This window comes from Streptomyces sp. LS1784 (assembly GCF_020103755.1).
Lineage (GTDB): Bacteria > Actinomycetota > Actinomycetes > Streptomycetales > Streptomycetaceae > Kitasatospora.
Genome location: NZ_JAHSQD010000025.1, coordinates 14,879 through 36,821 on the forward strand (window position 1 = coordinate 14,879; position 21,943 = coordinate 36,821).

8 protein-coding genes are annotated in these 21,943 nt (G+C 68.0%); 1 reads left to right on the forward strand and 7 read right to left on the reverse strand.

Annotated elements, in window-relative coordinates:
- Positions 1 to 106: 106 nt before the first annotated feature.
- From KS423_RS05770 to KS423_RS05800, 7 genes are all read right to left on the reverse strand, one after another.
- Positions 107 to 1,195 carry a hypothetical protein gene (locus tag KS423_RS05770; RefSeq protein WP_224275666.1) on the reverse strand — a complete coding sequence of 363 codons (1,089 nt, stop codon included), beginning with the start codon at positions 1,193 to 1,195 and terminating at the stop codon, positions 107 to 109.
- Positions 1,196 to 1,268: 73 nt separating this feature from the next.
- Positions 1,269 to 3,587: a UvrD-helicase domain-containing protein gene (locus KS423_RS05775; RefSeq protein WP_224275683.1), complete on the reverse strand. Its 2,319-nt coding sequence runs from the start codon at positions 3,585 to 3,587 to the stop codon at positions 1,269 to 1,271.
- Positions 3,584 to 10,360: a DEAD/DEAH box helicase gene (locus KS423_RS05780; RefSeq protein ID WP_224275686.1), complete on the reverse strand. Its 6,777-nt coding sequence runs from the start codon at positions 10,358 to 10,360 to the stop codon at positions 3,584 to 3,586. Before KS423_RS05780 ends, KS423_RS05775 begins: the two co-directional genes overlap by 4 nt.
- Positions 10,357 to 15,756, reverse strand: coding sequence for a hypothetical protein (locus KS423_RS05785; protein WP_224275690.1), 5,400 nt, complete (start codon positions 15,754 to 15,756; stop codon positions 10,357 to 10,359). Before KS423_RS05785 ends, KS423_RS05780 begins: the two co-directional genes overlap by 4 nt.
- Positions 15,756 to 18,725 (reverse strand): DEAD/DEAH box helicase, encoded by a 2,970-nt coding sequence (locus KS423_RS05790; protein WP_224275693.1) that lies wholly within the window; start codon positions 18,723 to 18,725, stop codon positions 15,756 to 15,758. Before KS423_RS05790 ends, KS423_RS05785 begins: the two co-directional genes overlap by 1 nt.
- A 235-nt stretch (positions 18,726 to 18,960) precedes the next feature.
- Positions 18,961 to 20,112: a serine/threonine-protein kinase gene (locus KS423_RS05795; RefSeq protein WP_224275696.1), complete on the reverse strand. Its 1,152-nt coding sequence runs from the start codon at positions 20,110 to 20,112 to the stop codon at positions 18,961 to 18,963.
- A gap of 512 nt (positions 20,113 to 20,624) precedes the next feature.
- Positions 20,625 to 21,536 (reverse strand): hypothetical protein, encoded by a 912-nt coding sequence (locus KS423_RS05800; RefSeq protein WP_224275698.1) that lies wholly within the window; start codon positions 21,534 to 21,536, stop codon positions 20,625 to 20,627.
- Positions 21,537 to 21,654: 118 nt separating this feature from the next.
- On the opposite strand from KS423_RS05800, the gene KS423_RS05805 reads away from it, so the two are divergent.
- Positions 21,655 to 21,943 (forward strand): IS5 family transposase (locus tag KS423_RS05805; RefSeq protein WP_224275707.1); only part of this gene is annotated, 289 nt, incomplete at its 3' end.

Sequence of the window (21,943 nt, forward strand, 5' to 3'; positions counted from 1 at the left end):
CGTTTCTCGCCACGCCCCGAGAGCACTGCAAGGCACCGCACGGTGGAGCGGTTGTCCTGCGTGGGTCGAGCTGGTTTCCGATCCGGGACGCTTGCCGGCCTTCAGGTCACTCGACGCTACGACGTCCTTCCCAGGTGTAGCGAAGTTGGTACGTGTCGACGCCACCGGTCGGCCGGGCCCGGTAGATGGTGATGGATGGGAAGAAGTCGCGCTTGACCGATATGGTCCGGGCACGCTCGTCGTCTTCGACCTCGCTGATCCATTCCTCGATCTCACGGGCAAGTTTGAATGTGAGGTGGTATCCGGGGTCTCCTCCGACTGCAGTGATGTTCCACTCGGCGTCGGAGTTGTGGCCGGTGCGCCAGAGGCGGACGTGGTGCGTCGGTTGAGCATCAGCGTGCTGGAGGAACTGCGGGGCGTCAGCGGTGACGAAGGGGATGACGAAGGGGGCTTCCGGGAATCCCAGGAGGAGTTCAGTGTTCAGCCTCTCGGTGAGCTTGCCGACGAAGTTCTGGACGACGGGGAGCGCAGTTGCTCGGAACTGGGGAGCGTTCGTCGAGATGTCGCTCGGCTCGGAGATGTCTGCGGTCTTGAGCTCGTTGCGTAGGACGGCCCGGAGCCAGTTGACCGGGAACTTCGTGATGCCGTTTTGGGTGCTGGCTGTGTAGAGCAGGTCTGCAGCGGTTCCGATCCTGTCCCGCAGCCATTTGAAGGAGTCGCCGGACAGGTCGACGAGGGAGATCTGGTGAGCGAGGGCGAAGCGTTGGGCGTCCGTGGTGAAGCCGCTGGTGGAGAAGAGCGTGTAGACGTAGTGGTAGCGACGGCGTGGCCGGGCACTTCCGTGGTTGCTGCTGGCCGGCTCTCTGAGCTCGGGAATGGCGAAGTTCTGGTTGATGTCGTGAATGACGCCGTGGGCGTTGCGCACGATCGACAGGCCGCAGCGCTCGTTGTAGGACTTGGCCTCGAGGAACATCCGGACGGGAAGCGAGAAAGCGGGCGTGAATGCGAACTGCCCGAGTACATCGACCTGATGGCGTGCACCGCGTCCGCGCACGGCGAGTGAGCCGTCCTGGGATGTGGTCAGCTCTGCACGATCATCGCCCGTCCGGCTGAGGAGTCGGTAACCGCTGTTGCGTAGCAGCCAGGCCAAGGCTTCTTCGAGGAGGTAGCCCTTGAGGTGTGCCTTCGTGAGCATGGTTGCCTTTGGTGAGTGCCTCGGCGCCACGACAGTTGCCGAGGCCCCGAGGCGATGCGAGCGAATGATCGGGTCAGCCGGGCAGGAACCGACTGCGCTTGTTGTGCCAGGAGATCGTCAGGGCATCGCGAGCGCGCGTGCTGGCCACGAAGAGCAGCGCGCGGGACTTGCGCAGTTCTCGCTGGTAACGGGACCGATCACTGTCGCGGTACTGCTCGATGGAAGATCGGGGAAGGATGCCGTCGCTCGCGGCGGCGATGGCCAGCCTCTGGTACTCCAGGCCCTTGAAGCGGTGCATGGTTCCGACGTGGACCTCGCCATCTCCCCGGGCGCCGTCCTTGGTGAGTTCGGCGCAGGTGATGCCGGCCTGGGTGGTGAGGTAGTACATGACTTCGTTGACCTTGTTGCGGTCGGCGACGCAGACAGCGATGAGGCCGCGGGCGTCGCGGGTGGTGTTGCCGGCCTCGTCGGTGGTGAGTTCGGTGCGCCAGGTGCAGAGGGTGTCGGCAAGGGCGGCGAGTTCGTCTTGCCAGGTGGTGTGGCCGACCAGTTTGGGGTCGGGGCCGCGCAGGACGGAGCGGTAGCCGGCGAGGGTATCGGTGCCATCGTCGAGGTCGTCGAACTCGAGGTTGTTGCCGCTGACGACCGTGATCGCCTTGGCGAGGATCTCTTTGGTGGTGCGGTAGCTGAGGGTGAGCCGGGCGGCGCGGCCCTTGATGTTGATGCCGACCGCGCCGAGGGCCACCTGGTTGTCGTAGATGCGCTGGTGGGTGTCGCCGGCGATGAACAGGTCGTCGGGGCCGGGCGCGACCATCGCGCGGAGCATCTTCCAGTGTGCGGGGCTCAGGTCCTGGGCCTCGTCGACGACGATGTGTTGGTAGCGATGGCGAAGGTAACGCATGGCGGAATCGGTGGCGTCGCGGTGAATCAGCTCCTGGCCCCCGATCTCCTCCTTGTACTCGGCGCGCGCCCGGATCCGCTCAGCGCGCTCGATCTCGAAGCGGGCGGCACGCTCGGCGGCCTGGCTCCAGGTCTCCATGTTCAGCTTGTCGAGGCGGGCGGTGTACTGCTCGAGCAGCTTCCACACGGCGGTCCGCTCGATCCGGGTCAACGGCCGTCCGCGGCCTGCCCGGCGGGCCTGCAGGTAGGCGGTGCGGGTGGGCACCGCCTGGCCGAGCACGACCTGCTCCCACTCCTCGAAGAGGAACTCAGGCTCCCAGGTGCGCTCGTCAAGCTCCAGGAGCAGATCGCGCAGCTCCTTGATGGCCGCCAGGTTGTCCACTCGGCTCTTGACGCGCCCGGAGACGGCGTTCTCGCCCAGGACGCGGGCGGTGAGCTGGTCGATGTGGATGATCTCGACTCGTGCCAGCAGGTCGGGTTCCACCAGGGAGGCGAGGCGGGCGCGCAGGTCCGTCGTGAGGTTCTTGGTGAACGTGGTGACCAGGATGGGCTTGTTCTGGCCGGGCGGGAGCTGCTTGGCCAGGTGCTGGACGCGGTGGAGGGCCACGATGGTCTTGCCGGTGCCGGGGCCGCCGGAGACCCTGGCCGGGCCACTGTAGGTGCGGTTCACCAGGCGGGCCTGGGTGGGGTGAAGGAAGATCTTCCAGGCGCGGAAGTCGCCCTCCTCGATGACGGCTCGAAGGGCGTCGTCGACCGTGGTGACGACGGTGCGGGCCAGCGCTGCGGTGAAGTCCTCCGGGTTGGGCCGCTCCTCGAGTGCGACCGCGCCGGTGATCTCGCGGCGGATGTCGTCGAGCGGGAGTCCGGCTGCCAGGCCGTAGAGGACGTCCTTGGTCAGCAGTGGGGCGCCGTCCACCAGTTGGTCGAGTTCGTCGCTGGTGGTGACCACGAGCGCGAGGTCGACAAGGGCCTCGGCCACGCCGAGCTCGCGCAGGAGCTCGGCGTCGTAGGCTGCCAGCAGCGGGGCTGCGGGCTCCGGTTCCGCGGCCGTCGTCGATGGGGCGGTAGAGGCGAGCGCGGTGTCCTCGCCCGGATCGGCATCCGGTTCGGCGGGGGTGAGCTGGATCCCGGCGCGTCGCAGAGCACTCTCACCGACCACGGACAGGTCGACGAACTCGATCACACCGGTGACCCGGTTGACTGCGACGGACAGCTGCTCGTAGACGTCGCGGCGGTGGCGCACCGCGATCGCCAGCCAGCTCTCCTCGCCGTTCGCGCCGGTACCGGTCCGGGTCAGCAGGACCCGGAACGAGGGGTCGATGCGGGCGGAGAAGATCCGGCCGTCGCCCTTGAGGGGCTTGAGCCGCAGCGAGGCGTGCCAGGGGTCCTGCCGGAAGAGGTGGCTGAAGTCGTAGAACTTCGCCTTCACCTGGCGATCGAGCTTGTACAGCTCCTGTTCGGCCTTCTGGTACAGGCTGAGCCGGGCGGTCATCGAAGGGAGCCTTCCACGTCGGGCGCTGCGCCGAGGGTGGGCGCATCGGGGAGCAGGGCGATCAGGGAGTCGAAGTGGTCGAGCCAGTCGGCGGCGGTCCGTACGGTCCAGCCCTCCGCACGGTATGCGGCGTCACGGCGCTCGGCCTCGGCGTCGGGCAGACCGTCCGGCGACCAGGGGACGACGGCGATCTTGGCATCGTCACCCTGCCAGACGAAATCGGCCGGCCAAAGGCTCGCGCCGAGTTCGAAGCCGAACACATTGGGCGCTTTCTTTCCCCGGTCGGCGATCCGGGTGGCGAGGGTGAGCAGATCGGCTTCCTCCTGGGGGTCGATGTGCGGGAGGAAGTCCGTGTCCCACGCGTGGTCGCGTAGCAGGGCAGCGACCTGCTCTTCGAAGGAGGAACCGGAGTCAGCCGCTGTGCCGATCGCGGGCTCAGCAGGTGCCGACGGCTCTGCGGCCGGTGCCTGGCGCTCGGCGGCGGTGAGCGACATGAGTTCGCCGACGCCTCCGCATACCGCGAGCGTGTCCAGCGGATAGTCGAGCACCTGACTGCTGGTCATCTGGATGCCGTCCCCTCCCGCGTAGGGAAGGAACTGCAGCAGGTTGGACCAGTACAGCCAGGCTCGCCACCGCAGCTTGTGCTCTTCGCTGTCCATCACCGCCGGGTCATCATCCAGGCACGCCAGTACCGTCCAGGCGGGTGCCTCCTGGTCGGAGTCGCGGACGGCGAGTGCCAGGGCGAGTCCGTGGTTGTCGGTGGTGCGCAGGACGTGGACCAGCCCGACGTGCCCGTCGTCGTCTGGGGCCTGCCCGTTGGCCTCGCCGAGCGCCGCGCGCAGCGTGGCCATGAGCTGGCCGCGGTGCGCGCTGGAGCCGGCCAGTGAGGTGGTCGGGTGTGCGGTCAGGCCGCTGACCAGGGCGTTGGCCCGGCGTGCCCAGAGCTCAGGCGAGGGGTCTCGCAAGTAGGCCAGCAGCGTGTCCATCGGATTGGCGAACACCGCCCCGGCCAGTTGCGGGCGACTGCCGCCCATGGCCTCGTACGCGTCCTTCGCGGCTTCCTGCGCCGCCCACTCGTACGGTGGCCACATCGGCATCGCGCGGGTGGGGCGCTGCTCGAAGAGGTCCAGGTCGTGCCAGGTCAGTTGGAAAACCATCGCGCCGCCCGCGCGCACCCGGTCGCGGCGGGCGCCGTCGTCGGCCAGGCGGTTGCGGTCGGGGGCGGCGTGGTTGCGCCGCCCGTCGAGGTACACCTTCACGGTCCCGGGCGGGCCGTCGACGCGGGTGAAGGTGAAGTCGGTGCGGGTGCCGATGAGCCGCTCCTGGGCGGTGAGCCGCCAGTTCAGCCGCTCATCGCTCGTGCTGATCTTCAGGTGGCCGCTGGCGCGTCCGTCCTCGTCGAGCACCGCGTCCTGGCTGGCTGCGCTCCACGTGCGGAGCGCAGCCAGGAAGCGGGCCTCCAGGTCGGACTCGACCTGCCTCTCCAGGCCGATCAACCCGGTGGAGGTCACGTCCGTGGCCTGCCAGGCATCGCCGCCGTCGGCGTCGAACAGAAGGGATTCCAGCATCTCCAGGGCCTGGATGCGGGAGAGCTGGGCCTGGTGGCGCTCAGCGGTGTAGCGGTGCAGGCAGCGGTGGCAGGCCTTGCGGTGCTCCTCGTCTTTGCAGGGGCACTCGGCGAGCGCCTGGTGGGCCTTCAGCAAGGTGGCGCGGAAGACGTCGGGGTCGGTGAGGCGGTGGAGGTAGCCGGTGCCACCGGGGAGGGCATCGAACAGCACGAGGTACCAGCGCCGCTCACCCGTGCCGGCGTCCGGCTTGGAGGCCAGTGTGTGGTCAAGGTGCTGCGGGTCGCCGCCGAATTGGCGGTCCACGCCGAGCCGCAGCGCGGCCCGGAACGAGTGGATCTTCTCCTCGACCAGGACGGTCGCGGCCGGCAGCAGGACGCGCAGGGCCTCGGTGCGCAGCTCGTGCGCGAGGAGCACCGGCAGCTGCTCGGCTGCGCGCGCCTTGCCGCGGCGCACCGGGCACCAGGGCCGGTGGTGCTTCAGACGCGGGTCACGGGCGTCGGAGGCGCTGAGCGCATCGGTGTCGTGGTCGAAGACCGGGCGGCCGTCGGCGGTGGCCGCGCCGCACCCGGTGCACACATGGAACGGGTTGAGTCGAACCGTGTGCCCGGCGAACGCGTCGGCGGCGGGGATGTCGAAGCGGGCTGGCCCCAGGTTGATGGTGCGCACCATCGCGCTGCGGCAGAAGTCCACGCCGAAGGTCTCCTTGGTGTGCCGCCACGAGCCGGGCTCCAGGCTCTCCTCGGGGATGTCCACCGCGGTGACCATCTCGTAGAAGCGCGGGTCGCGCTCGTCGCGGTCGTCGCGGATCCGCGCGTCCTCGCGCTTGTCCCGCGAGGTCACCAGGCGCGGCTGGACGACCTTGAAGAGGCATGAGCCGTCGTCCGCGATTGCGGTGGTACGGCAGCGCGGGCAGGGGTCTCGGTCGTCGCTCGCGCCTTCCGTGCGGACGTAGCCGCACTGGGGGCACACGCGCCAGGTCTGCCAGCCGTGCTGGGAGGCAGTGCCGATGTCCAGGCCGGTGATCTCGTGGCGGTAGCCCTTGACATAGAAGGTGTTGCCCGGCGCCATTTCCTGGAGCGCGAAGCGCTGCGGGCGGTCGTAGCTGCGCAGCGCGGAGTCGTAGCGGGTCCGTCCGCCGGGGGTGTCCTCGCCGTCGGGCCAGTAGAGCGTGGCTTCCAGCACGGTGGTGGTATCCGCCAGGGCATAGTTGGGCAGCAGACCGAGGTCGCAGAGCGCGCCCTGCGCCGGGGTGTCCTCCAACTCTCCCCGCTGCTTCCCGACCCCGCGTCGTTCCGCCTCCAACTCCGCCTTCTGCCGCGCCTCCTCGGGGTCGGAGTCGTGCAACTCCTGTATGGCGTCGTTGATGTGGCGGATGCGAGCACGCAGCGAGTCCTCCCGCGCCGCCCAGATCCGACCGGCCTCCTCCACCTTGCTGCGCAGGCCGCTGGTGGCATAGGTGTGCAGGTCAGCGGCGGCCTGGTCGGACACTCCGGAGGGGAACAGGTCCAGGAACGCTCTGACCAGCGAATCGCCCTGAGTGATCGCGACTTCGACGAGGTCGCTCAGGTAGCCATCAGGGCCGAACAGGCCCTTCATCTTGCGCGGCAGGCCCGGCAGGACCCTGCCCTGGCCGTCAACGAGGCGCCCTCGCGAGGCAAGGTCCAGCAGGTGCGCCAGGTATTGGCGCCGTAGGATCTCCACCGCCGACAGGTAGCAGCCCGGCGGCACGATCCGGCCCGCGATCATCTCCTTCGGCTGCTCCAGGAAGTACAGGTCGCGGTTGCGCTTCTCCGGGATCGTCAGCAGGAACGCGTTGCCGGTCTGGCGGCCGGCTCGGCCGACCCGCTGGGCGTAGTTCGCCGGGCTACGAGGCAGCGAAGCCAGCACAACGGCCGACAGGTCACCGATGTCGATGCCCAACTCCAGCGTGGGGGTGCAGGACAACACATTCGGATCGTTGAAGCGGCGCTCCTCGCCCGTTCTGCGGAAGGCGGCCTCGACCGTCTCGCGTTCCTCACGGTCCAGCATCCTGGTGTGCTCGGCGGTCACCACCTGGTACGTCCCCGCACGGTAGTAGAGCCGGCGGTAGTAGTCGTCCCGGAACTTGCGGTCCCGGGCGTGCACATCCCCCTCGCGTGCGTGTGTCCCCGCCACCAGCCGGCCCGCCGTGCACCGGTAGGACGGACACGGCGCGTCGTGCCACTGCTCCAACAGCGAAGGGTGCACGGTCTGCTCCCAGAAACAGACCGGGCAGCGCACGTAAGCGGTCTCGACGTCATCGTCGGACAGCAGCAGCGCGTCTATCGCGCCCGGCTGCAGTCCGTAGATCCGCGTCGCTCCGTCCTTCGCCGTACGCATCGACAGGAGTCCCGCCGAGTGCAGCGTCGGAAGCAGGTGCCCCCAGAACTCCGGCGACTGCTCGCGCGGCATTCCCAGGCAGCGTCCCGTCCATCGCTCGTGCCAGACCAGCCGGCCAGTGACGGGGTCGAACTCGCTGCCGTCCTTCTGGCCCGACATGAGGAACACCGGGGCGCCGACGCCCTTGGGGAACGCAGGCATTCCCGCCGGACGGCGGTTCCAGATGAAGTAGCGGCTCGTGCCCGTCTCGGCCAGGTACTTCTCCAGCCAGCGGTGCTTGATCGCGCCGCGCCACCGCAGGCGCTCCAGGAAGATTCGCAGGAACGCGAGGTACTGCGCATCGTCGACCGGGACCAGCGTCTGGTCACGCATTGTCTCCACGTGCGCCTCACGCACCAGCGCGACGGCCGCCGCCGGATCGGGGATCCGCACGTGTGCGGCGGCGGTCCGTGTCAGCTCCAGAGTGCGGCCCTGGCGGGCCCGCAGTCCGAACTCCATCAGCGTCTGGAATGCCAGCCGCTCGCCGATCAATCGCCAGGTCGCCTGGTCACCGCCCCGGGATTTGCCCGACAGCAGCCGCTCGACTCCCTTGAGATCGTGCAGGTCCGGCGGCACCACCGCGGCCAGGGTCTTGGGATTGGTGGTGTCCGCGATCACCTTCGCGATCAGCTCGTGCAGAGCGGTCGGCTCGGACTCGGACAGGTGATCGACCAGCAAGGCGCGCAGCGAGAAGGTATAGGAGCGGTTCGCGACGAACCCGGCGCGGTGCGCGGCGTCCTGCACCGAGTCGTTGAACATCAGCGTCTTGCACTCGTCACGCTTCTCGTCCAGCTCACCACCGGTGAACAGCCGGGTGATCGAGGCCGCAGCCAGCGCGGCCTGCCCGGTGCCCAGGTAACGGATCGCGTTGCGCTCGCCGCACCCGGGGCACCAGTCCTCCTTCGCCGCCGTGTTCGCTGTGGCCCCCCGGTTGACCCAGACGAAGGCCGAATCCGGGGTACCCAGCCGAGGCTCGCCCGACTCCGGGTCGAAATCGCCGACCGGACTGGGCAGGCGCAGGCGGCGCTGCGTGCCGTCGAGCACCATCAGATCGCCGCCGGCGCCGTGCAGTTGGCCATGTCCGGAGCCCTTCGAACCCTTGGTGCGTGCCGAGGCGGCGATCTTCGCTTCGGCGGCGGCCCGCTTGGCCTGCTCGTTCGTCGCGGCAATGAGGTTCCGCACCCGGATCTTGTCCTGTGTGGCAGAGGCCCGCCGGATCTTCGCCGGGTTGACCTCCACCGCCAGGTCATCGCTCTCCGGAACGAACACCGCCCAGCCCGAACGCCCGCAGTCCCGGCAGTAGACCGCGGGCAGGAACAGGTTCGCCGCCTCTGCGCTGGTCGCCGTCGTCGCCGGCGCGTTGCGCATCCGGTCCGGGCCGCCCTGCTGTGGGGCGTCACCCGCGTCCCATTGGAACTGTGCCTTCGGCCACGGCAGGACACCCCGCAGCAGCCGGGAGACCGATCGAGCCCACTGGTGCACCTCGATATGCACGAGCGGCCGAGGCACCTCGGTGGTGGAGTCCGGGTCGCGGGCCACCGACAGCAACGCGACGAACCTGGCCAGCGCCTCGGCGGCCTGCTCTGGGCGTTGCGTGATCGCCTGCCCCCACGAGTACGCGCCCGCCCGCCACAGCACGGCGAGGATCTCGTCAGTGGACTTCAGTTCCCCACCCAGAGCGATCATCACGGCCTGGGTCAGGATGTGCTTCTTCAACTGGGCGCCCAGCTGGAACGGATCCAGCCCACGCTGCCCGGTGAACGCCTCCACCAGGTCGTCGCGCGCCTCGTCGCTCAGCGACGAATCGGGCATCGCTGCCAGCTGCTCCGGGGTGGGGACGGGCAGCAGCTCGATAGCGTCCGACGGGATGAACTCCTCTGCCGTCAGCCGTCGTTCCCCGACTACCGCTTCCGGTGTGAAAAGTGTCCCGAAGACCTCGGTCGTGACCTTCAGCAACTCGGCCGCTCCGGCCTCGTCCGTGCCGGACGCGAGCGTCGCGGAAGTCGCCACCGGGCAGATCCCGCCCAGCGGCCGACCCTTCTCCGAGACTCCGAGGGAGGACGCCAGGCGGCGCAGCAGCATCGCCACATCCGTGCCCTGCGCGCCGTCGAAGGTGTGGAACTCGTCCACCACGACGTAGCGCACGTCCGCGTCCTCCCACAGCGGCGCGTCATCGCGGCGCTGGAGGAGCAGGTCGAGCATCTTGTAGTTGGTGATCAGGATGTCGGGAGGGGTGGTCTGCATCGCCGCCCGGTTCGTCTCCACCCGCTCGTAGCGGGTGGCGGCAACGTCACCGATGTAGAGGCCGGCCGTCACCTGAGACAGCGCGTGATCATCCTTGCGAAGACGATCGTTGATGCGCAGCGCCTGGTCCGTGGCCAGCGCGTTCATCGGGTACAGCAGGACCGCCTTGATCCCGGCTCGGCCTGCCGCCCGCTCGCGGCGGCAGTGGTCCAGGACCGGGATGAGGAACGACTCCGTCTTGCCGGAACCGGTGCCGGTGGTCACGAGGGTCGGCTCCGGAGCGTGCCCGTTCGCCGAGGAGAGGCGGGCGAACGCGCGTGACTGGTGAGCGTACGGCGTCCAGCCGCTTGAGGGTGCCCACTCCAGCGTCTGTCGCCAGTCGGCGTCCGCCTGGATGAACGGCGTACGGATCCGCAGGAAGGGCCCCCGGAACATGCCAGACGTCTCGTCCCCCAGGAAGCTGTGCAGCGCCAGCCGCGCGCCCTCGTCGGTGAGCGCGTAGGTGGTCGAGAGGTACTGCAGCAGGCTCTCCTTGAGCGCCTGCGCCTCCAACGTCGGCCTCATGAGCTCGGCACCTCCTGCTTGATCGGATCCCACTCGCCGCGGGCGACTGCCGCGTCCAGACGGGCCTGGAAGACTGCATGCGCCTCGCGCATCTCCCGTTCCCGGTCTGCCTTGTAGAAGGGCTTGGTGTAGCCCTCGGGAACGGGGGCTGTATCGGGAGCAGCGTGGTATGCACTGAGTTTGGCGAAGCTGTCCTTGGACTGGCGCTGGCCGATCGTGCGTGCGTTGCCAGCGAGCTTCCAGCCCTCGGAGTCGAACCACGTCACCGCCTCGTACTTCTGCAGGACGGGGAACCGTCCTCGGTACGCGGCGATCAGGGCATCAGCGTCCATGCCCAGCCAGACCGCGACGAGAGCATCGATCTCGACCAAGGCTGAGCGACGGGCTCGCTCGGAGCGCAGCGGCGTGTCGGAACGCCAGTGAGGGTCAACATGGTGCAGCGCCTGAAGCCCCGGCCAATCGCATGCCCAATGCTCTTCAGTCGACCAGCACGGGTCGTACAACTCGGACCACAAGACGGCATAGGCGCGAGTGACGCAGTTTAGACGCAGGGTTCGCAGGAGCAAGGCAGGGGCGAGAGGGTGCTCAGCGGAGGGCGCAGGCATGGCTCTGGCCACTGCTCCCCAGAGATTGGTCCGCGCCGTCGCGCGCAGAAAATAGTCCAGCGGGATCGAAGCCCAGAAGCCAGCTACCAATGCCGTTGTAAGGAGGTCAGGCATCGCAAGGCTGTTGACGCCATCCACATGGGTGCTCCCAGGTGGAACGAGCGCAGCGTACAGAGCCCGCTCTGTATCCGGCGCGATCTGACGGCGCCAGGCCAGGCGATGGAAGATCGCGTAACGGCGCCGGGATCGAGCCACTAGGACGTCGTCGATCTGCTCCGTCGTAACCTCGTCCTCAATGACCCGCCCTCGTGCCGCAATGTATGTGCGGGCGCGGGCGATAGCAGCCGCGTCCGCGCGCAGACGGGCGAGCGCCCGGTAGTCGATCCAGCGGTCCTGCGCTGCGAGGTACGCCTCACTATTCTTCTTCACACGCACGTAGGCGGTGTCGGGGACAAAATCGTCCGGCAGGGTAACGAGATCGAGGCCAAAAGGGTCGTTGCTGTTGGCGTCGTGGCGCTTGAAAACGGCAGTAGCGGGACCTAGTTGGGTGCCCTTGAGGATGACATGGCGCCAGCGGTCCGGTTGCTGCGGGACTTCACGAGGACCGTTCGGGCGGTTGTAGTCGATCAGTTCCTCAGCTTTCGCGCCACTCTCGTGGTAGCCAGGGGAGATCTGCGGCTGAAGAGTACCCAATCGCAACGGATAGTCAGCCAGCGCCTCAATAGCCGAGGCCTCTGCCGTGCTCACCGGAAAGAGCAGGCGGGCCTGCTCCACTGGCTGCCCATCCTCGTCTAGCAGTCGCTGCCAGACAGAGAGCAACTCGCGATCGACCCGGACCACGCGTGTGCGATGCGGCCGTTCGTCGAACTCGCCGTTGCGGTAACGGATACCGGGAACGTCGCCAGCACCGTCATGACTTCCCGATAGCCGAAGCGCATCTGCCGATACCAGCCAGGAGAGATGGTCGAATCCGATCTCGCCGGGGCCGCCGTAGATGTGGACCCCGAAATGTGTTGCATGTCCGACTGGCTTTGGGAAGAACCGCTGCCCGGCGTTAACAAAATCCCCGTGGATTCGCAAGCGTTGATAGGCCGCCTCCCGAATGTTTCCCTCCTTCTCGCCAGTAAAGTGGGTGTCTGGGTGGACGAGCCCTGCCGATCCCGCCGCGGCCGTGTGTGCCCATACCTGGCACATGAACGCCCGGTACAAATCAGGCTGAGTTCCTGTCAGCAGCGGATATACCTGCTCGGAACCAAGCAGTGCAACCTGGGCGCTGGTGGACGTCAGCTCGCCGAGAACGTACCGCTGGGACTCCGGCGAATGTAGAATCTCGCTCTTCCGGAGCTGCTTCTCCGCCACCGAGGCCTTCTCCGAGAGCATGAACCACGGCTCCCGCTCGGCCAGCACCGCCGGTTCATCCCAACGCGGACGCACCCACGGAGGGTTGCCCACCTGCAGATCAAAACCGCCGTGCCAAGCAAAGACCAAGCCGAAGTCCAACTCCCAGTGCAGGAAGCCCTGTTCCTCAGCGATGTCCTGGACGATGCCCAACCACGGGAATCGCTCGCTCAGCTTCGGAACTGAGTCCATGCCCATGAACATCGGCAGGTTGTCCTCGTACGCCTCGATGGCGTCGAGCGTACCGAGGTTGGCAACGAAGGAATCCGCTGGGGCATCGTATGTCCCGAGCAGCGCCTCGGCGAAGTCGAGCCAGTCGGCGAGGTCCTTGAGCGCGATGACAGGCCGCCGTGTCGGCGGCTGGCGACGCCGGGGCGCGGCAGGGGCCTTCTTCCGCTGCGGCTCCGGTTCCGGCCTCGCCTCGCTCAGGTCAGGCAGCAAGGAGCCCTGCTCACCGACCAGGAGAAACAGCGCCGCTTGCTCGGCCATGACGACGCCTGCGGGCGCTGGCTCCGGTTCTGACCGGTCTACCTGCGGGAGTCCGGCCAAGGCCGCCTTCGCGAGTGCGTCGTCCTCCGCCGCGTAGACAGCAGCGCTGCCGTCCAGCAGCCCGGTCTCCTCCAGCGGCCAGAACCACAGGGCGCACCAGGTGTCCATCATGGTCTTGAGCCGCCAATACGGTGTGCCCTGGGTCTCGAACAGGTCGCGGTAGACCTTCTCCTTGGCAACCGCGCCCTTTGGGCGGCGCAGGAAGGCGTACTCGTCCGGCCGATCGCCCTCACTGGACCAGCCACCCCACACATCTATGGCACGGGAGATCTCCTCCTCGGAGAGCTTCATACGCCGAACCACCAGTTCCCACAGGAACTCCGCGCGCCGGGCCACTGCCTGCAGTCGCTTCAGCTGCGAGGCCTTCCCTCGCGGTGCCTTGGCGCTTGGTGACTTGAGGATGCCCTTGCGCCAGGCCGCCAGCCGCAACTTCTGCCCCGGTGCGAGCGTTCCTGCCTCTTTCTCGCTCGCCACCGCGGCCCACCCCACCGCAGGCAAGAGGAACTGGTGCACCGCTCCCTCGGGCAGCTCCTGCCGCCGGCCGTCCGAGTCGAGGAACGGCAACGCGGTCGGTGCGAGCGCGCCCTTCGCCTTGAGCCAGAGCTTGTCCTTGCTTGCGAGTACATCCCCGTCGTACACGGCCCTGCGCCCGCCGATGAGCGAGTTACCGCGTCGCAGATGCAGCCCGAACCACGGCGCTCGCATCCCGGGGTGCATGGTGTTGAGCCACAGCGACACTTCCGCGAGCTCGACACCGGTCGCGTTCAGGTCGACGCCGTAGGCGTTGTGCAGCGCGATGTACGCCTTGACCTTCTGCTTCTCGGTCAACGCCTGGCTGGTGGGGATGGTGATCCCTAGCTCGTCCTGGCGCCGGCGCAGGTACTCCTCGGCTACCTGGTTGATCGCCTCGTTCAGGAATGCCCCCGAGCCCAGCGCGGGCTCGCAGATCTTGTACGTGAGCAGCTCGGATGCCCGGGTGCGAACCGGGTTGCCGTTCGCATCCTTCTCCTGGTCCAGCCGATGCTTGAGCGTCAGCTCGACGGTGACCTTGGTCAGTGACTCCGGCGTGTAGTACGAGGCCGTGGTCTGCCGGTCACGCCCGGCGAGCCGGTACACAAAGGAACCCGGCGCGTACTTCTTGCGCCCTCGAAGGCCCTTGCGGGCGTCGCGCTCGTCGTACTGGACGAAGACGTCGTCGGGGTACTGATCCTGTCGGTTGGCAGGGATCATCCAGGAGCCGTCCTTGGGGTCGCCGCCCTTGGCAACCTCGCACAGCTCCTCCTGGGCGATGAACCCGGTGTAGGACATCAGTCCCTCGTATACGGCGCCGAGCTGGTTGATGCCGAGGTTGCGGTAGGAGATGAAGCCGCCGCGCTCGCCCCGCTTCGCGTCCTTCATGGTCAGCAGCCGCAGCACCTCGTGCAGCGCCGCGTTGCGGGGTCGCAGGTCGAGCCAGGCCGGCTCATCCTCGTCCGCGCGCGGGTCCTGGGTGCCGCGCCCGATCAGCTTCACGGACTTGGGATCGAAGAGCTCACTGCGCAGTGGCTCGAAGCGCAGGCCGCGGTCCTCGCTGCGCCGCTCGCGCTTCTCCTTTTTCGTCTCCTCGTCGTCGCCCGGGAGTTCGTCGTCCGGCTCGCTGCCGTAGGGGCGGTGGCCGTAGTTGACCTTGGCGCAGAGCACCGCGAGAGACTCGTAGAGGTGGAAGCCGTCGCGGGCGGCCGCCTCGACGAGCTGTTCGTCGCGGGCGACGAGTTCGCGCAGTCGGGCCATGGAGTAGCCGGCTTCGTAGCTGCCGTCATCGGCGGGCAGGATGCCCAGCTCGGGGCGGGCTTCGGCGTAGAGCAGGAACAGGATCCGGTACAGGTAGCGCAGGCACTCTCGGGTCAGCTGCTTGGCGAACGGGGTTCGGCCGTCGTCGATGTCGCCGGGTTCCAGGTCGGTGGCGGCAAGTCGGTCCAGGACCTCCTGGGCGATGATCTCCACCGAACGTTGCAGGCCACTGCGCAGTTCCCCGCTGACGCCGACCGCGTTAGTGCTGGATGCCTTGAGGAACTCGTCCAGCAGTGGGGCGGCGCCATTGTCGCCAGGCCGCAGCATCTCCTGGCTGAACAGGCCGGCGATGGTGGCGAGTTCACCGCCCTGCTTGCGGTCGTTGCGTTCCAGCGCCGTATCGAGGTTGACGGCGAGGTAGCGGCCCTCGCCCCAGCTGTTGCGGTCGGCCAGCACGAGGACGCCGCCGATGAGCAATAGCACGAAGCGCGGTGGGGTGCCGTCGGCGCCGCCCAGGGTGCCGGCGAACAGCCAGGAGGCCAGTGCGGCACCGTCGTTGTAGCTCTCGGCTGCGCTGACCCGCAGCGGGTGCAGGAGCCGCCCAGGGCCGGCCGCGTCGAGCGCGGCATCGTTGTCAGTGGCCCAGCCGCAGTCCAGGGCGACGATGCCGTGCCCGTGGTAAGCGACCTGAACGATGTGGTCGCGTCCGGCGCGGTGCACGGTCAGCTCGCCGGGCGCGGCATCGTCGAACCCGAGGGCATGCAGCACCTGCTGGTGCCACTCGCCCAGCCGCTTGGTCCACTCTTCGTTGCCATGGCTGCGGCGGGAGTACTCGTCCTCGGCGTCTGCTTGAGTGGCGTCAGCGAAGAAGCCGCGAAGCTCGTCGCCGAAGTACGGCGTTCGCAGGGTCCGGATCCGCTCGCGCGGCGTGGTGCGCTTGTCGTTCTCGTCGCCCTCGCGCAGCGTCCACGTGTCGAGGAGGTGCTTCTTCAGGTCGGCGGCGAGCTGCTCGGCGAAGTAGTGCGCCGCGAAGTACTCGCCGCGGTTGCTGAAGGAGTCGAAGTCGGTGCTCATCAGTGCGAGTTCTCCAGGACGGCGAGCAGGCGCAGCATAGGGGCGCCGGAGGTCTCCAGGGACTTGACCAGGTCGAAGCGGCCACTGGCGGTGAGCGCCACGCGGTGCTTGTCGGGGCGGGTGGCGGCGGAGAGGGCTTCCTGCTTCCAGTGAGTCAGCCGCTTGCGGTAGGGCTCCAGGGTGGCTTCGACCTGCTGGCGGTAGTCGTCCTCCCGAGCGGTCAGGTACTGGGTTGCAACGTCGATCGCGGCGGGTACGAGGGTCTGCAGGGCGGGCAGGTCGCGCGGGACGGCGCGGCCGGGCATCTGCGGGCCAACCCCGGCACGGGCCAGGAACTCGTTGTCCATGACCTCGACCACCGGCTCGCCGGGCAGACCGTGGACGGCCATCCACTCCACCACGGTGGGACGCCCGAAGGCGTTGGAGTAGATGCCCTGGACGAGGAACGTCGGGTGCGGCACGTCGGCGGCGAGCACCGGCGCCTCGTGGCGGCCGATCTCGACCAGGACCTTGTCGGTGAGCCAGTCGATAACCGGGTGGATGTCCGCCAGGAAGGACACGTTGGGCCACAACGTCTCGGAGGAGTCGCGGGCGGCTTGGAGGCGCTTACCGGCGAGCTCCTTGGAGAAGGTCACCCGCAGTCGCCCCGGGCCCTTCTTGCTGCCCAGAATGTGCTGCTCGTCCAGATAGGACTTCGGCAGCGCGCGGAACCGGTAGGCGAGATCGCGCGGCGGCTCGAACGCGATCGTTCCGTCCGGGTCGCGGCGCAGCGTCAGCTCGTCCTCGGGGTTGGTGCGGCAGACCTGTCGCAGGGCCGCCTCGAAGTATTCAGCGGTGTCGGCGAACAGCTTCGGCGCGCGGGCGCGCAGGACCCCGCGATGGGTGGAGGTGACTCCGACCTGGGCGAGCAGTCCGGCGAGCATTCCACCTCCGCCGCTCTGCCGGGCGGTCTTGATCGACTCCTCGACGGTGCGGCCGGCGATCAGATCCTTGGTGAGGCGGTTCTCCTCCTCCTGCGCGCGGTAGATGCCGGTGACGGCCTCGGCCGAGCCCTCGATCTTGTGCGCTTCCTCCTCGCGCTTGAGGAGCTTCTCGCCGACCAGCCGGTCATCCAGCGTGCGCGGTTCGCCGGTGCGCGGGTCGGTGCGCCAGGGCAGGTCGCTGGTCAGCACCAGGGCCCGAAACTGCGGGGAACGGGTCTGACCGTAGCGGTCGATACGGCCGTTGCGCTGCTCGATGCGAATCAGCGACCAGGGCAGGTCGTAGTGGATCAGGAGGTGGCACTGCTGGTGGAGGTTCACACCCTCGGAGGCGACGTCGCCGGTGAACAGCAGCCGGACCGGGTCGTCGCGCAGCCCGAACTTCTCGATCAGCTTCATTTGCTCCTGGTCGGTGGTGGCCTCGCCGTGCATGACCTGGACCGCGCTGGTCGTGCCGTCCCCGTGGCCGTAGGCCAGCCAGGGCTTCTTGGTGTCGGCGCTCGGGCCCTTGGTGAAGCCCAGAGCCGCCGGTACGGCCTCGGCAAGCCACTTCAGAGTGGGTACGCGCTCGGAGAACACCACCACGCGCACGTCCGAGCCGGGCCCGACGCCCAGTTTGCGGAGTTCGGTGACCAGGGCTTGGAGCTTTGCGGAGTCGTGGTCACCGATCCGGCGCGCCAGTTGTTCGAGGTCGGTGAGGGCCGCGAGCTCGGTCGCGGCCTCCTCGTCCGTGCGCTTGCGACGCTTCGCGCGGGCCGGATCCTTCTCCGCCTTCGCCAGGTCGGTTCGTTCAGTGAGGGTCTTCTTGCGGGTGGTGACGGTCTGAAGCAGTGCGTGGTGGGAGGAGAGGAACGACTTGAGCAGGTTGTAGGCATCCAGCTGGCTCCAGGCCACCGACGCGGCCGACTCGTCACGCGGAATCCAGCGATCGGCCAGCTCCTCGAAGACAGCGAGCTCGGCCTCGCTCGCCGGCGCGTGCACCGGGATGGAGGGGCCGCGGTCGGCCCAGGCGCCCTTGAGGGAGTCGCGGACCTCAGGCGTGGTCTTGGTGCGGCGGATGTAGAGGTGCTCGAGATCGGACACCTCGTACCTGCCCGGGTCTGCAATGGCCGCCGGATCGAGCAGGCTGATCAGCTCCGCGAAGGACCTGGCGTCACCGTTGTGAGGAGTCGCCGAGGCCAGGATCAACGCGTCCGTCTGGTGCGCGAGCAGCTTGGCCAGGGCATTGGTGTCGGTGCCGCGGTTGACGAGCCGGTGCGACTCGTCGATGACCACCGCGTCCCACTTGATCTTGTCCAGGTGATGCGCGTACTGGCCCTCACGCTTCAGGGTGTCCACCGAGACGATGACCCGCTTGAAATACGTGAACGGGTTCCGCCCAGAGGGGATCTCCTGCTGGATCCGCTGGATGCCGGTGGAGTCCAGCCGCACCAGCGGGATCGCGAAGCGCGTCCACAGCTCCCGCTGGAACTGCTCCAGAACGTGCTGCGGCGTGACCACCAGGATCCGCTCGCCTCGGCCACGGCGGATCAGCTCCGCAAGCAGGATCCCGATCTCCAGGGTCTTGCCGAGACCGACCACATCCGCGATCAGCAGACGCGGCTGCGGATTGGTCATCGACAGCGCGAGCTCGGCCGGCCGCAGCTGGTGCGTCTGCGCATCCATCAGGAAGTTGTCGGCCAGCGCCAGGCCGTGCTCGGTCTGCGGTAGGAACGACTTGCGGACCACCGCCTCCAGATACAACCGGCCCCGACGATGGTTGGGCGAGTCATCGGCCACGAGCCTGGTCTCGCGCGGGTCCAGGACCTGGATCTCGTCCAGCCGGCTGTAGAACACCGCGTCCATGCCCCGCACGAACGGGGACACACCAGTGACCTCGACCATCCAGCCGTCGCGCTCAGTCGGGTCGACCTTGCGTACCAGCCACTGTTCATCCCGCACCAGCACCTGCGCCCCGGCGGCGAACCCCGGCCGAGCGGTCGCCCTCACGGGGGTGGCATCCGGCGCGAGTTCCGGAGCCCAGTCGCTCCAGTCGCTCGGCTCCGACCCGGTTTCTGCCCCGACACCGGGCCCTGCCTCGACTGCCACGCCGCTCTCCCGTCCACTCACCGTCATTACCGCCCCACCTTGATCACTCCGTGTGTGTGACCGGCTTCAGTCGGGCGCCCAAAGGCATCCAACCAGGCTCCCACCCGCCACCGACACGCGCTCCCCACAGCCAGCTTCACAACGCGGGCTGCGGTGCGTACGCCTTCCGAAGCTCATCAGCGATCCGCTGCGACGCCGGCATACGAGGACGTGCGCGACTCGGCCCCGCTGGGGCTACCGCCGGTTCCGCCGCTGTCGGAATCTCCGCAGCCTGCTCATCTGTGGGCGCCCCCGTAGGCGACTCGGCGGCGTCACCTGCGGCTTCAACGGACGCCTTCGATTCATAAGAGGAGAGCTCTTCGGCGAGAAGGGCCCTCAGCCGGTCCTCAACCGCTACGGTCAGCAGCTCGGCGCCGGAGGCAACCGGCCCCTTCGCGCTTGTCCGAGCGATCAGCGCCTGCCGCGCCGAGACCGCTTCGGCCCCCAGCACAGCCATAAGCCTGGTGCACTCCTGCGCAACCTTCTCCAGCACCGGCCGGTCCTCCGGCTCGTGCGCGAGCATCGAGGTGAGCAGCGGCATCAGCGGTCCTGGCACGCCACTGAGATCCGGGGCCTGGGCCGGATTGGCGACCTGGGCCACTATCGCTTCCCACCGGGTCCCGTCGTATGGATAGTGCCCAGCCGCCGCATACAGCAGCACAGTGCCCAACGCGTAGACATCCGCCGCCGTGGTCACCTGCGGATGCCCCGATGCCTGCTCGGGAGGCATGCACCGCACCGTCCCGACGATCATCCCGCTGTGCGACAGGGACTCCTGCGTCGTGTCCGCGAACGCCGCCAGACCGAAATCGATGATCACCGGCCCGTAGTCGCCCAGGATGACGTTCTGGGGTTTCAGATCGCGGTGCAGAAGCCCCGAAGCGTGCACCGCGCCCAGCCCCTCCGCCAACAGGGCACCGAGGCTTGCCACAAGGACTGCTGGCAGCGGCCCCTCGTCATCCACCGCTTCAAGCAAAGTGCGACCCGGCACGTACTCCATCGCCATCCACGGCCGGTCCGCATACGGGTCCGCATCCAGGAACCGTGCCACCCGGCCGGTGCCGACTACTTCTCGGGCAACCCGCGCCTCCTTCTCGAAGCGCGCCCGTGTCACCGGATCAAGCCGGTCAGCGCGGATCAGTTTCACCGCGACAGGGTCGCCGGCGGGCGAGTACGCGAGGAAGACCTCGCCCATACCCCCCGATCCAAGCCTCCGCGCCACAATGAACCGGCCGATCCGCTCGGGCATCCCCGGCATACTCTCACTCAGCCCTTTCGCACACGTGCGGCACCGCCATAGCCGTAATCGTCGCTGGTCAGCCTAGTCGCTGATGCGATCCGGCAAGGCAGAGATCGAATATCTTGCACACCCGCACTCCGGCGGAGGCGTGCCCAACTACGAGATTCACTGCTCGTCATCGCGTCGGGAGTGGGCAGATCAACGAGTCGCCAGTCGCCAAAACCACCGATGCACGGCGGGTTCAGGCCTACGCATTACGAGACCATGAGGGTTCATGTTGCGTAGTGCCGCCCTGTGCCGCCCTGTGGTGTATTGCCTGATCAGCGCATGTGCGGCGGGTTGGCCCGTGCCACCCCGTACTGCACCGTCCAAAGGCGTCCGTCCACCGGCTATCCACCGGGACAGCCTCATCCGAGGCCGTCGCGGCGACCTACGCCGGCTGTCGACTTCCTACAGGACCCGCTCAGCTCCCCGTGGCCTGTCGATCGGGACCAGTCAAGTCGAGTTCGCGGTCACCCGGCCTAAGCCCGGCTCCGCCAACTGAGGTCCCCGCGAGCGCCATTCATGATCATGTCCGTCTGCCCGGCAACTCGGCCAATGGTCGAGGCGAACGCATCCACGTGCTCCCTGACCTGTGCTTCCGCGCCTTCCGGGCGGGCGAAGAGGGCCGCGCTGGCACCGGCCCGCGCCATCAGCGCCGATCGGTCGCGCTGGTACTCTGCCCAGCCTTGACGGAACTCACCTCGGGCGGCCAGCAGGCTCTTCGGCTGGATGCTCTCCGCTTGGAGGTCTCGTGTGACCTCCGCCTTGACCATCCATAGGAGCACGGCGTAGTCGAAGGTCATGGGCATTTCGGGAAGTCCGAGGGTCCGTTCGTCGAGCCAACGAGCTCCGTCCCTCCGCGGAACGGCCAGGTCTTTCATCGCCGCTCCGAGCAGGCTCCACTTCGGGCTGCGTGTCCTCTCCGCATCGATGAGGAGGTGCTCGACGAGTCGCCGGGTGTTTCTCGGGGCGTCGGGGTGCGCGAACTGGGCGATCACCGCCCGGGCCGTAGTTCTGCGGCCGGCGGCTGTCGCTACGCCGGCGCTCCGCGCGTAGGTCCGCAGCGCCCTGCGGGCCTGTTCGTCGGTGACGACTCCGGAGTCCTCCAGCCACATGTGGATGATCACGGGGACGACCGTGTGGTGCGGGACCTTCGGAAGCGGTGACCGCTGCTTCGCCTCGACGATCTTCTGGAAGAGGACGCGCTGCTCCGGCGGGAACAGCCGGGCCTCACTGCCCCGCTGGGTCGTCTTGCGGAAGAGGGGCGGAGCGAGGAGGCCGTTCTCCACCCAATCCTTGATCGTTCGGGGGCGCAGCCGAACACCCATGTCGTGGGCGTCGGCCACCAGGTCGTCCGCGGTGCCAGCGACCGCGTCGTTGAAGCCAGCCATGCTTCTGGAACGTACACCGGGATCGGGCCTTGAAGGCGCGACATAAGAAGGGCCAGACAGGGATGGTGAAGGGGTGCTAGGCCGTGTCCTGTCGATCAGTTGAGTCGTTGATATGACTATGGGGAGTAGGGGTGATCTGACTGACGGCCAGTGGGAGCGGCTTCGGCCGCTGCTGCCGGTGAGTAACGGGCGTTGTGGCAGGTGGCGGGACCATCGGCAGGTCATCGACGGCATCCTGTACCGGACGCGAACGGGCGTGCCGTGGCGGGATCTTCCTGAGCGCTACGGTTCGTGGAAGACGGTCCATGAGCGGCATCGTCGCTGGTCGGCGGACGGGACGTGGGAGCGCCTGCTCCAGCGGGTCCAGGCGGAGGCGGATGCCGCCGGTGGGATCGACTGGGACATCT